Source organism: Deltaproteobacteria bacterium (assembly GCA_016234845.1).
Classification (GTDB): Bacteria; Desulfobacterota; Deferrimicrobia; order Deferrimicrobiales; family Deferrimicrobiaceae; genus JACRNP01.
This window is the reverse complement of record JACRNP010000037.1, coordinates 1-12,268: the sequence shown is the minus strand read 5'-3', so window position 1 is coordinate 12,268 and position 12,268 is coordinate 1. Positions and strand designations below refer to the sequence as shown.

At 68.7% G+C, this 12,268-nt stretch carries 12 protein-coding genes; 8 read left to right on the top strand and 4 right to left on the bottom strand.

The features are described 5' to 3' along the window. Together HZB86_03695 and cdhC are read right to left on the bottom strand one after the other, a co-directional pair. Positions 1–220 (bottom strand): hypothetical protein (locus tag HZB86_03695; protein MBI5904642.1); only part of this gene is annotated, 220 nt, incomplete at its 3' end. Further along, a complete protein-coding gene (cdhC, locus tag HZB86_03690) occupies positions 217–2,337 on the bottom strand; it encodes a CO dehydrogenase/CO-methylating acetyl-CoA synthase complex subunit beta (GenBank protein ID MBI5904641.1) in 2,121 nt (706 codons plus the stop codon). The genes HZB86_03695 and cdhC, both read right to left, overlap by 4 nt. Positions 2,338–2,682: 345 nt before the next feature. Here cdhC and HZB86_03685 point away from each other — a divergent pair, with 345 nt between their 5' ends. Beyond that, positions 2,683–3,903: an ammonium transporter gene (locus HZB86_03685; GenBank protein MBI5904640.1), complete on the top strand. Its 1,221-nt coding sequence runs from the start codon at positions 2,683–2,685 to the stop codon at positions 3,901–3,903. A gap of 283 nt (positions 3,904–4,186) precedes the next feature. Beyond that, entirely contained in the window at positions 4,187–5,407 is a 1,221-nt protein-coding gene (locus tag HZB86_03680; protein ID MBI5904639.1) for an ammonium transporter, read from the top strand. Positions 5,408–5,415: 8 nt separating this feature from the next. Here HZB86_03680 and HZB86_03675 read toward each other — a convergent pair whose 3' ends face one another. Beyond that, complete coding sequence (locus HZB86_03675; GenBank protein ID MBI5904638.1) at positions 5,416–6,285, bottom strand: hypothetical protein; 870 nt, start codon at positions 6,283–6,285, stop codon at positions 5,416–5,418. A 112-nt stretch (positions 6,286–6,397) separates the two neighbouring features. Between HZB86_03675 and HZB86_03670 the strand changes: the two genes are divergently transcribed. The 4 genes from HZB86_03670 (at position 6,398) to amrA (ending at position 10,020) form a co-directional block, all read left to right on the top strand. After that, a complete protein-coding gene (locus tag HZB86_03670; GenBank protein ID MBI5904637.1) occupies positions 6,398–7,177 on the top strand; it encodes a PIG-L family deacetylase in 780 nt (259 codons plus the stop codon). 12 nt (positions 7,178–7,189) lie between these two features. Then, on the top strand, positions 7,190–8,230 hold the full coding sequence (ychF, locus tag HZB86_03665; GenBank protein MBI5904636.1) for a redox-regulated ATPase YchF: 1,041 nt from the start codon (positions 7,190–7,192) through the stop codon (positions 8,228–8,230). 67 nt (positions 8,231–8,297) lie between these two features. Further along, positions 8,298–9,422, top strand: a complete 1,125-nt coding sequence (locus HZB86_03660; protein ID MBI5904635.1) for a response regulator — start codon at positions 8,298–8,300, stop codon at positions 9,420–9,422. Positions 9,423–9,462: 40 nt separating this feature from the next. Next, complete coding sequence (gene amrA / locus HZB86_03655) at positions 9,463–10,020, top strand: AmmeMemoRadiSam system protein A (protein ID MBI5904634.1); 558 nt, start codon at positions 9,463–9,465, stop codon at positions 10,018–10,020. On the opposite strand, the gene HZB86_03650 is transcribed toward amrA, so the two are convergent. Continuing rightward, the gene (locus tag HZB86_03650) at positions 10,003–11,454 is read right to left on the bottom strand and encodes an AMP-binding protein (GenBank protein MBI5904633.1); all 1,452 of its coding nucleotides are present in this window, start codon (positions 11,452–11,454) and stop codon (positions 10,003–10,005) included. The genes amrA and HZB86_03650 overlap by 18 nt on opposite strands. A gap of 195 nt (positions 11,455–11,649) precedes the next feature. On the opposite strand from HZB86_03650, the gene HZB86_03645 reads away from it, so the two are divergent. Further along, on the top strand, positions 11,650–11,898 hold the full coding sequence (locus HZB86_03645) for a hypothetical protein (protein ID MBI5904632.1): 249 nt from the start codon (positions 11,650–11,652) through the stop codon (positions 11,896–11,898). A 111-nt stretch (positions 11,899–12,009) separates the two neighbouring features. After that, positions 12,010–12,268: NAD-dependent malic enzyme (locus HZB86_03640; protein MBI5904631.1), on the top strand; the 259-nt coding region annotated here is incomplete at its 3' end.

Sequence of the window (12,268 nt, the reverse complement as noted above, 5' to 3'; positions counted from 1 at the left end):
CGGCGTACGCCCCGATCGTCCCGGCCAGAGCCGGGGGGAGATCCTCGGCGCCGGTGCGGACCTCCATCCCCACGGCGTGCGGGTGCGGGCGCTCCCCTTCCGGCAGCAGAGGGAGGGCGTTCTGCCCGCCGACGGTCACGGGAACGCCGCCCGGCCCGGCGGGAAGCGTGACCGGGAGGATCCTCCCGGGGTACTTCGGTGCGGGGATGGCGACCGTCACAGCAGCGGCGGCAGCCGGAGGGCGGGATGTCCCACCTTCGCAAGGTGCTCAAGGAGCGCGTCGGGGGTGACCGCGACGGTCTCGTCCGCGATCATGTCCACGAAGTCCGGGATCCCGATCTCCGCGGCCCTCTCCCGCAGCGCCGGCCCGAGCTGCTCCTTCATCTCCCGCGTCATCCATACGACGCGCGGAAGGCCCCCCTCGGCCCCGAGGAATCTCCGGCTCAGCAGGTAATGCTTCCCGACGCCCATGAAGCCGGGGGTCTGGACGCCCCCGCCGACGGAGCCCGCCAGCGTCGAGAACCCCATCCCGCACGGCGTCTCCTGCCCCTCGAACTCCCGGTTGACGACCATCACGCCGTTGGCCTCGGGGATGATCGCCAGGATGCATTCGAAGCATCCGCACGACGTCATCGGCGACTCCATGATCGAGTAGAGGTTCATCTCGGAGACGGTGTTCCGGGAATGCTCCCGCACGAAGGCGTTGATCCCGTCGAACGCCCCCTTGACCGGGTCGAGCACCGCTCCCTTGGCCACCGGCTGGTTCGGGCCCGTCGGGGTGATCTCGAACCCGGCCTTCCCGTCGAGCCAGTTGATCGCGCCGCAGAGGCCGAGGCGTTCGGGGGAAACGATGCAGACGTGGTTGGGGGCGAACGACTGGCACAGGGTGCAGGAGTAGAAATCCTCGACCGCGTCGTCGGTCAGCGTGCGGGCCCGGGCGTCCCGCTCGGCGTAGGCGGCACGCGCCTCGACCAGCCCCGCCGCCACGTCCTCCTCCCGCGTGAAGATCGTCACCGCGACCTTGTCCACGATGTTCTCGAAGTCGGAGTGCAGCTTGGCGTAGAGCATCATTCCGAGGTCCGGGAGGGCGAATCCCTTCTCCACCGCCTCCGTGGAGACGCGGATCCACGTGGTGTCCCGCTGCGCGACGTGCATCGTTCCCTCTCCGTAGTTGACGATCCGGTGGATCCTGCGCTCGAGGACCGACTCGAAATCCTTCTGCATCCTGGCGCCGGCGACCCGGACGACGATCCCCAGCGGCATGGCGCTCCCCTTCGGAAGCCCCCGAAGGTCCGGGCCGACCACCCGGATCTCCCGGTCGACCACCTCCTCCGCGGGAGCGGTGCGGACGAACTCGAAGGCGGTGGAGCGGCCGCCGCCGAACTCCACCTGCGTATCGGATTTCCGGATCCGCTCCCCCTCGAAGGCGGGCCCGAACGCGATCGGGATCGGGACCTTCACCATCTTGACCTTGATCCCCCGCGCCTCCATTCCGGCGCGGGCCATCTCCTCGCCCGCGGGGCGCGACAGCAACAGCCCCGGGATCTCCGGCACCGCCGTATCCGCCAGGACGGTGAGCCCCGCCTTCATCGCCCCCGCCGCGACCGCAAGGGCGATGTCGTCCAGCGGCCCGAGGGCGCAGACGAACGCCTTCACCCGGTTCGAAAGGTACGCGAGCATCGGCGCCCCCTGCCCGCGGCCGATGCCGCCGAACGTGAGGCCCGCGCGGACGGCGAAGTTGACGGCGTGGATCACGGCCGGCAGCGGTCCCAGCGCGAACGTCCTGAAATCCTCCCCGAGCTTCACCCCTTCCGCGTCGACCTGGCCGACCACGTCCCCGGCGAGGAACACGAGGAGCCCGATCTCCTGGAACTGCCGCACAATCGCCGCCGCGACCGAAGGATCCGCCGCCTTTCCGATGACGACGGCGACCCCGGGGACGGATCCGTCCACCATGAAGATCCCGAGCTTGCGGAGGATCGAATCGGGCACGAAGCCCGTGGCGGGCGCCGGAAACGGGTTGCCGTTCTCGTGGGAGAGGGCGCCCATCACGTCCGCGGCCAGGAGCGTGGCGGCGCCGGCGTCGAGGGCGTTCCCGGCCGTAGCGCCGGACCGCACGAGGGTCCCCGCCAGGTCGAGCGCCGCCCCGGCGCCGGCCAGGGTCGATACCCGGATATCGGTCAGGCCGAAGACGACCGGCAGTTCGTAGGCGGTCTCGGGGTACGAAAGCGGCGCGTCCTTGCCCCGCCGGTACGCGGCGGCGTCCAGGGCCATACGGGCGAGGCCGATGACCGACCCGGCTCCACGCAGGCAGGATGAATAGAGGGACTCGTGCATTCCGGCTCCTTCCGGTGGAACGAATCGGGAGAGAGGCAATGAACGATTGTAATGCACGTCTTCCCCGGCGGCCAAGACAAATCCCGATCCGCGGATCCGGAACGCGCGCGGAGCCTGCGCGGCGCGCGGAAATCCCGCCCGGGGGGGGGAAGACGGTCCGGATGCGGTACCTTCATTGCGCGTAGCGCAATCGCCATTAATGTCTTAACCGCGACGTTTGCGACGTGCCATTCCGCCGCGTCGTCCGACAGGCCCCGGAATCGTTGAGGTTTCCCGACGGCACGGCGATTGCTGTTCCATCCTTCGAGGGTCGGCACCCATCATGGATCCAGGGAGGAATTCGAAATGAACACCGGCGACACAGCTTGGCTGCTGATATCCGCGGCACTGGTCATGTTCATGACCCCGGGGCTCGCGCTCTTCTATGGAGGGATGGTCCGGAGGAAGAACATCCTGGGGACCATCATGCAGTCCCTGATCATCATCGGCCTCGTCAGCGTGGAGTGGGTCCTCGTCGGGTACAGCATGGCGTTCGGGCCCGACCACGGGGGCGTCATCGGCGACCTGTCGTGGTTCGCCCTGAACGGCGTGGGGCTCGCGCCGTTCAAGGAGTACGCCGCCACGGTTCCCCACCAGGCGTTCATGGTCTACCAGATGATGTTCGCCGTCATCACTCCGGCGCTCATCACCGGGGCGTTCGCGGAGCGGTTCCGGTTCTCGACCTTCCTCGTGTTCACCCTCCTGTGGTCGCTGCTCGTCTACAACCCGGTGGCCCACTGGGTGTGGGGAATCGGCGGGTGGATCCGGAACCTCGGCGCGATCGATTTCGCCGGCGGCACGGTCGTCCACATCACCTCGGGCGTTTCCGCCCTGGCGGCGGCGCTGGTCGTCGGGAAGCGGAAGGGGTTCGGAACGGACAACATGGCGCCGCACAACCTGCCGATGACGGTCATCGGGGCGTCGATCCTCTGGTTCGGCTGGTTCGGTTTCAATGCGGGCAGCGCGCTGGCCGCCGGGGAGCTGTCCACGAGCGCGTTCATCGCGACCCACCTCGCCGCGGCGTCGGCGACGCTGTCGTGGGTCTTCACGGAGTGGGCCCACCGGAAGAAGCCCACCGTCCTCGGCGCCGCGTCGGGGTGCGTCGCGGGGCTGGTGGCGATCACCCCCGCGTCGGGGTTCGTGCAGCCGGTCGCCGCGATCGCCATCGGACTGGCCGCCGGAGCGCTCTGCTACGGGGCGGTGATGATGAAGGGGCGGTTCGGGTACGACGATTCCCTGGACGTGGTCGGCGTGCACTGCGTGGGCGGGACCTTCGGCGCGCTGGCGACCGGACTGTTCGCCACGGTGGCGGTGAACGCGGGCGGGGCGAACGGCCTGTTTTACGGCAACCCGAAGCTGCTCGCGGTCCAGGCGCTGGCCGCCGGGGTCTCCCTCGTCTACTCCTTCGCCGTGACCTACGGCCTGCTGAAGATCCTGGACAAGGTCATGGGCCTCCGGGTCGCGAAGGAGGACGAGCAGATGGGGCTGGACCTCTCCGAGCACGGGGAGGCCGGATACAACTGGTAGCGGTGGAACGGATCACCGGTCCTCCAGGGGGGTGATGGGGCCGACCTCACCTGCCGGAGGAGGAGGGCGCCGCGGCCGCGGCGCCCTCCTTGGCGGGCGGCCCCCTCGGGCGCACGCCCGATTTGTACGTATTTCTTCTTATTTGTCGAATATTTAACTATTTTGTTTTTCCTCTTCCGGCATCCTTCCAGGGAAATATCTTGCGAATCGGCCCCTTGCGCCGTGGCACGTCGGTTGCTCCTCCCGGGTCCGGCCCCATCACCGTCCCGAGGAGGAATTGCGCGTGAACAACGGCGACACCGCCTGGATCCTGGTATCTTCCGCGCTGGTCATGCTCATGACTCCCGCCCTCGCTCTGTTTTACGGGGGAATGGTCCGCCAGAAGAACATCCTCGGTACCATCATGCAGTCGTTCATCCTCATCGGCCTGATCAGCGTCGAGTGGATGATCGTCGGGTACAGCATGGCGTTCGGGCCCGACCACGGCGGGGTCATCGGCGACCTTTCCTGGTTCGCCCTGGGCGGAGTCGGCATCGAACCGCACAAGGCGTACGCCGCGACGGTTCCCCACCAGGCGTTCATGGTCTACCAGATGATGTTCGCGGTCATCACGCCGGCGCTGATCTCCGGCGCCTTCGCGGAGCGGTTCCGGTTCTCCACGTACCTCGTGTTCAGCGTTCTGTGGGCGCTCCTGGTCTACAATCCCGTCGCCCACTGGATGTGGGGGACGGGGGGGTGGCTGCGGTCCCTCGGCGCGATCGATTTCGCGGGAGGGTCCGTCGTGCACATCTCCGCCGGCGTGAGCGCACTGGCGGCCGCCCTGGTGGTGGGAAAGAGGAAAGGGTTCGGGACGGACAACATGGCGCCGCACGACCTCCCGATGACGGTCCTGGGCGCGGGGATGCTGTGGTTCGGCTGGTTCGGGTTCAACGCCGGAAGCGCCCTCGCGGCGGACGGCCTCTCGGTCCGGGCGTTCCTTTCCACGCACATGGCGGCCGCGGCGGGGACGCTCTCCTGGATGTTCACGGAGTGGGCCCACCGGGGGAAGCCGACGGTCCTCGGGGCGGCGTCCGGGTGCATCGCGGGGCTGGGCACCATCACCCCGGCGTCCGGGTTCGTGGAGCCGGTTTCCGCCCTCCTGATCGGGACCGCCGCGGGAGTCGTGTGCTACGGCGCGGTGATGCTCAAGGGGAAGCTGAAGCTGGACGATTCGCTGGACGTCGTGGGGGTCCATTGCGTCGGCGGCGTTCTGGGCATGCTGGCGACCGGGCTTCTCGCGACGACGGCGGTCAACGCGGGGGGCGCGAACGGGTTGCTGTACGGCAATCCGAAGCTTCTCGCGGTGCAGGCGCTCGCCGTCTGCGTCGTGCTCGCGTACGCCTTCGCCGTGAGCTACGCGCTCCTCGCGCTCCTGGACAAGGTCATGGGGCTGCGCGTCGCGAAGGAGGACGAGGTGCGGGGGCTCGACCTCGCCGAGCACGGGGAGGCCGGGTACAACCGCTAGCCCGCGCCCTACTGCGTCAGGGCGGCGTTCCGGTGGGACAGCTCGATCGAGGTCTCCGCGCCGCCGCGGACCGCCACGGGGACGTCCCACACGATCTGGCGGTTCCCGTACAGCATCCGTCCGTACAGGAACTTCACTCCCTCCGGCGCCTTCACCGCCGCCAGACCGTCGTCGGATACCGGGATCGACAGGATCGCGATCTGCTTCAGGCCCGGGTCCAGGGTGCCGGCCTCCCGCACGCGCCGCTCCGTCTCCAGCACCAGGTTCGTCAGCAGGTCGTAATAGAGGGAGGTGTAGAGCGCCTCGTACCGGTCCGCGAGCGCGGGGAGGCCGGCGATCTCCTCCTTCGGCATCCGGGCGACCGCCTCCCACCCCTTCTGCGAGAAACGATCCGTCGGCGACAGGCGCAGGTAGTCGCGGGCCGGGGGGGAAGCCTGGCCGATCCGCTCCACCGTTCCCTCGTGCGCGCGTTCCGCGGCGGTCCGGCCGTCGGGGAACCGGAACTCCTTCGGATCCACGTTCAGCAGGAACAGCCGTGTGGCCTTTCCCACCACGAACCCCTCGGAGGCCAGGTACGACCCGACCTTCACCTTGATCGTCCCCGCGGCGGCGGTGGGTTCCGGCGACTTCGCCGTGGTGGAGATCTCCAGGAGTTTTCCCTGGCGAACCCAGCGGACCCGGGTCCCGGTATAGTTCTCGAGGATCCAGGCGGGGATGTACGGTTCTCCGGTCACCATCACGGCGCGCGCGTCGAGCGGGACGCCGTCCACGATGATCGGGATGTCCGGCGCGGGCGAGGGGCCCGGGATCGCGGGAGAGGCGCCGCAAAGGAGGAGCGCGGCGACGGCAAGGGGGAGGAACGGCAGCGAACGCTTCAAGGCGGCCTCCGTCGGAACCCGATGTCCTTCCGCCCCGCGTACCGCGCGACCGCGGAACCGTCCCGCACAAGATGGTATCTTACACACACCCCGAGGGAATGGAAGAGGCGGAATGATGCGGAAAAGATTCCTGTTTCTGTTGGCCCACCCCGACGACGAGACGTTCGGCCCGGGCGGCACCATCGCGAGGTATGCCCGTACGGGGTCGGAAGTCCACCTCGCCACCGCGACCCGCGGGGAGGCCGGGATGGTGGGCGATCCGCCGATCACCGACCGGGAGCACCTGGGGGAGACGCGCTCCGCGGAGCTCGCGGCCGCCGCGGAGATCCTGGGATTGTCCGGAGTGCACTTCCTGGGCTTCATGGACGGACAGCTGGCGAACGTGCCGCGGGAGCGGCTGGTGGAGCGCGCGGTTTCGGTGATCCGGCGCGTCCGCCCGCACGTGATGGTGGGGTTCGGGCCGGAAGGGGTCTCCCGCCACATGGACCACATGGTGATGTGCGAGGTGGCGCTCGCGGCATTCGAACGGGCGGCGGATCCCGGGTGGTACACCGGCCAGCTCCGGGACGGGGTCCACCCGTGGGCGCCGCTCAAGCTGTACCAGTTCGAGATCGCGCAGGAGATCTTCGCGGGGTGGGACGTTCCGCTCTCGGGAGTGCCCGGTTCCGACCTCACGTCGTTCGTCGACACCTCGGAGGACGTGGAGACCAAGATCCGCGCGTTCCATTGCCACAGGACGCAGCGCAAGGACGTGGAGCGGATCCTTTCCCGCCCGGGGTACAGGGAGTTCGCCCGGCGAGAGACGTACGTCCTTGCAAGGACGCGCCTGGCCGGGCTACCCTTGCCGGAGGACGATCTCCTGGCGGGCGTGCCGGACGAAACGCGGCGGTAGGGGGGAGCGACGGTGGAAGTGGGCATCTTCGGGAACGCGGGATCCGGAAAGAGCACGCTGTTCCGGGCGCTTTCGGGGGGAGGGGAGGCCGCCTCCCACGGAAAGCAGGCGGGAGTCTGCGCGATCAAGGTGCCGGACGAACGGGTCGACCGCCTGGCCGGGATCTTCAAGCCGAAAAAGACCACCCACGTGTCGATCTCCTTCCATGACATCGACGCGGGGGAGCCGGATCCGCTGTCGACACAGGCGATCGCGGCGATCAAGGGGGTCGAGGTCCTCGCGCTGGTCGTTCGGGGGTTTTCCGACGACTACCACCCGGCGCCTCCGGGGGGGCTCGACCCGGTCTCGGAGTTCCGGGAGATCGCCTCCGCCCTGGTCCTGTCCGACTACCTCGTGGCGCAGAAGCGGATCGAGCGGATGACGAAGGAGGCCCGGCGCGATGCCGAGTGGACCGCCCTGAACAAGGCGATATCCGCCCTGGAGAAGGAGGTTCCCCTGCGGCACGTCGAGCTGGCGGGGGAGGAGGAGCGCGCCCTGGCCGGCTTCCGGTTCCTGAGCCGCATCCCCCTCCTCCTCGTGCTGAACGTCGGGGAGGACGCCTTGCGGGCGGACGCGTATCCGGAGCTGTCGGTGGCCGCCGCGGAGGCGAAGGTCCCGCTGATCCGCCTGTGCGCCGGGGTGGAGGAGGAGATCGCCCGGCTGTCGCAGGCGGAACAGGCCGAATTCCTTTCGGAAATGGGGATCGAACGGTCCGCCCGGGACCGGCTGGTCCGCGGCGCCTTCGACGCGATGCAGTACATCTCGTTCCTCACCGTGGGGGAGGACGAGGTGCGCGCGTGGAACATCCGGCGGGGGAGCACCGCGGTGACGGCGGCGGGCCGCATCCATTCCGACCTCGAGAAAGGTTTCATCCGGGCGGAGGTCATCCCCAGCGAGGATTTCCTGCGGTGCGGCACCATGGCGAAGGCCAAGACGGAAGGGAAGCTCCGGCTCGAGGGGAAGGAGTACGTGGTGCGGGACGGGGACATCGTGCACGTCCGGTTCAACATCTGAGGGAGGGGCGTCGCCCCCGGGAGAATCCCTTGAAGTTTCGGCCGTCCCCCGCCGATAGCGTATTCAAATGAGCTCCGTCCTTTACACACCGACAGAGTCGTCCCTGATCGGCCCGGCGGGAATCCACGTCCTGGTGGTGGACGACGAGGAGTTCCTTCGGTCCATCGTCCGGGAGCGGCTCGAGCTCGCGGGATACACGGTGGACGAGGCGTGCAACGGAAAAGACGCCCTCGGAAAGCTCGCGGGCGACGACCATCGGTACGAAGTCCTGATCACCGACATCCGGATGCCGGAGATGGACGGGATCACCCTGCTCCGGGAATGGGGGAAGCGGTGCCCCTCCACGGCGGGGATCGTGATGTCCGCCAACGCGGAGCTCGACACCGCCGTTTCGGCCCTCAAGATGGGGGCGTGCGACTACATCACGAAGCCGTTCAACTTCGACGTCCTCCTCATCACCATCGAGAACGCGCTCCGGAAGAAGGACCTGGAACGGCAGCTCCAGGATTACCGCACGAACCTCGAGCGGAAGGTCCAGGACCAGACCGACGTCATCAACTCGATGTACGCCCGGTCGATCGACGCGATGATCAAGGCGCTCGAGGCGAAGGACTTCTACACGCGGGGCCATTCGCAGCGGGTGACGATCTACTCCGTTGCGACGGCGAAGGAGATGGGGCAGTCCGAATCGGAGGTGGAACACCTGCGCCGGGCCTCCGTGCTCCACGACCTGGGGAAGATCGGCGTCCGGGAGGCGGTCCTGAACAAGCCGGGGAAGCTGACCGACGAGGAGTTCGCCGAGATCATCCGCCACCCCGAGACGGCCGTCCGGATCCTCGAGCCGATCCCGTTCTTCCAGCCGCTGCTTCCCTCGATCCTTCACCACCACGAGCGGTGGGACGGCCGCGGCTACCCGGGGCGCCTCTCCGGCGGACGGATCCCCCTCGCCTCCCGCATCATGGCGGTGGCGGACACCTTCGACGCGATGACCTCCACCCGTGCGTACCGCAAGGCGCTCCCGGTCTCCGACGCCAACGCGGAGATCCGCCGTTGCTCGGGCACCCAGTTCGACCCCGACATCGTCCCGTACTTCCTCGCCTGCCAGCCGCGGATCGTCGTTCCCGGGGACGTCAGCCTTCCCGAAGGGTTCGAGGAGGAGATGATTCCCCAGCTTCGACCGCAATCCGGCTGAAAACCCGTTGACCGCCGTCGACGACGCGCCCGGGGCGTACCTGGGGGAAGAAGAGCGGGAGACGCTGCTCCGGATCGCGCGCAGGGCGGTCGAGGGGTTCGTCCGCTGCGGGAAGGTGCCCGCCGAAGCGGTCTCCTCGGACCGGCTTTCCGCCCCCGGCGCGGCGTTCGTGACGCTCTCGAAACGCGGCCGCCTGCGCGGCTGCATCGGGTACACCGAAGCCGTGGCGCCGCTCTACCGGGTCGTCCAGGAGTGCGCGGCGGCGGCGGCCTCCGAGGACCCGAGATTTCCGCCCGTCTCTCCCGCCGAACTCCCGTCGATCCGCCTGGAGATCTCCGTCCTCACGCCGCTCTTCCCGATCCGCCCGGAGGAGGTCGAGGTGGGCCGGCACGGGCTGATGGTGACCCAGGGCAGGATGCGCGGGCTGCTTCTTCCGCAGGTGCCGGTCGAGCTGGGGTGGGACCGGGAGACGTTCCTCGACCAGACGTGCGTCAAGGCGGGGTTGCCGCCGTCGGCGTGGAGGCACGGGGCGTCCCTGCAGGGATTCGCCGCCGAGGTGTTCGGGGAGGCGTCCGCGGAGTCAGCGCGGTCTTCGTGACACCACGCCTTCCCGAAGCTTCACCTTCAGCACCTTTCCCTGCGCGTTCCGGGGAAGCGCGGAGACGAACTCGATCGACCGGGGCACCTTGAACGGCGCCATGTTCCGCGAGCAGTGGCCGAGGATCGCGTCACGGTCCTCCGCTTCCCCCGCCCGGAGGACGACGACCGCGACCGGCACCTCCCCCATCGTGTAATCGGGCCGGCCGACGACCGCGGCCTCGCTCACGGCGGGGTGCTCACAGAGGATGTTCTCGATCTCCCGCGGGGAGACGGGGATCCCCTCCACCGTCAGCGTGTCCCGTTTCCGGTCCAGGATGTGGATATACCCCTCCCCGTCGACGGACGCGACGTCCCCCGTCCGGAGCCAGCCGTTCCGGAGGACATCGGCGGTGAGCGACGGGGCGTTTCGGTACCCTTCGAAGACGTTCGGTCCCCGGACGACCACCTCGCCGATCTGACCTTCCGGGATCTCCGCGCCCGATTCGTCGACGACCCGAACTTCGACCCCGACGGCTTCCTTCCCGACGGACAGGAGCTTCCGCATGTACGGGACGCTCTCGTCCAGCGAGTGGTCCTCCTCGTGGAGGAACGTGAGGACCCCGGCGGTCTCCACCAGGCCATACGTCTGGACGAGCCCGCACGGGAAGAACCGGATCGCCCGCTTGATCAGGTCGACCGGGATCGCCGACCCGCCGTACATCACCGTGCGGAGGGTCGACAGGTTGTACTTCGACGCCGAGGGCAGGGCGAGGATCCGGGCCATCATCGTGGCGGTCAGGAGGACCGCGGTCACCGAGCGCCGCTCGATGGCGCGCAGCGTCTCCTCCGGGTCGAAATCCCTGTGCAGCACGATCGTCGCTCCCACCAGGAGGAACCGGAGCAGCCGGCCCGTCCCCCCCATGAAGGGGAGGGGGGCGCAGGAGAGGAAGACGTCGTTGCGGGAGAGGCGGAGTTCGAGCGCGGCGGCTCCGGACGCCGCCAGGAGGTTCCTGTGGGAGAGCATCGCGCCGAGCGGGCGGCCGGAGGAACCGCTGTTGTAGACGATCAGCGCCACGTCGGTCTCCGCGACCGGCGGGTATCCGTCCGCGGGCGCCCCCCCGCTCCCGGCGGCTTCGCGGGGTCCGTCGATCCGGAAGAGGCAGGGAAACCCCGGGAGATACGCGCGGATCTCCTCGACCCGGGAGGCGAACTCCCCGCCGTACAGCAGGGCCTTCGCATCGGCGTCCTCGAGGATGCCCGCGAGCTCCCGGCCGATCAGCAGGTAGTTGAGGGGGATGAGGGCCGCCCCGGCGCACGCCACGCCGAAGAGCGCCTCGACGTACGCGACGGAGTTGTGCGCGAGGATCGCGACGCGGTCCCCGCGCCCGATCCCCGCGGCGCGAAGCAATCCGGCGTGGCCGCGCACCCGGTCGCGGAGTTCGAGGTACGTCACCTCCTCCCCGGGCGCGGACAGGGCGACACGGGAAGGGTGGACGCGCGCGTTGTGCTCGAGGATGTCGCGGATGAGCAGGGGGCCCTCCAGGCCCGCCGGAAGCGGGTGGTTTGACGGTACCAGACGGTGGGGGTTCTTTCAATCCCGCGTGGTAGACTGTGGCGACGCACGACCCGGAGTCGAAGGGACGGGAGCATGGACACCGACGGATTCGACGTATACCCGATACTGCACCGGGAGCGCATCTACAACATCGTCACGGAAATGGACTTGACGTTCGTCGAGGTCCGCGCGGTGATCGACCGGCTCATCGAGTTCGGGGCGTTTCGCGGGGAGGACGGGGAACCGGGGATGCCGTACTCCTGCCCGGTGGAGGGCGCCGTCTTCGTGGTGGACGTCCAGGGGTACGACGTGGTCGTCCTCCGCAGGGAACCGGCGAAGTGAACGGAGGGCGCGCGTCCCGTGGCGCCTCCTTCCCGCTTGAATTGCCGCTCGGGGTACGCTTAGAATTACCGTTCATGCCCGCGCAACATCAACTTTGAGTGGGGAGGAACCATGGCGACGACGCTATCTCCGAGCGAGAGCTACAGCATCACCATGCGGCTGGAGATCCAGAACCGGGTCGGCATGCTCGGCAAGGTGACGACCGCGATCGGAAACGTGGGGGGCGATATCGGCGCCGTCGACCTCTCGGGCCACGGGAAGGGTACCGTCACGCGGGACATCACCGCGCGGGCCCGCGGGATCGAGCACGCCCAGGAGATCATCAACGCCGTGAAGACGATCCCCGGCGTCCGGATCGTGAACGTCTCCG

Coding starts and splice junctions, on each gene's coding strand:
- cdhC (MBI5904641.1), bottom strand. CDS start 2,337: ATGCACGAGTCCCTCTATTCATCCTGCCTGCGTGGAGCCGGGTCGGTC.
- HZB86_03685 (MBI5904640.1), top strand. CDS start 2,683: ATGAACACCGGCGACACAGCTTGGCTGCTGATATCCGCGGCACTGGTC.
- HZB86_03670 (MBI5904637.1), top strand. CDS start 6,398: ATGATGCGGAAAAGATTCCTGTTTCTGTTGGCCCACCCCGACGACGAG.
- HZB86_03660 (MBI5904635.1), top strand. CDS start 8,298: ATGAGCTCCGTCCTTTACACACCGACAGAGTCGTCCCTGATCGGCCCG.
- HZB86_03645 (MBI5904632.1), top strand. CDS start 11,650: ATGGACACCGACGGATTCGACGTATACCCGATACTGCACCGGGAGCGC.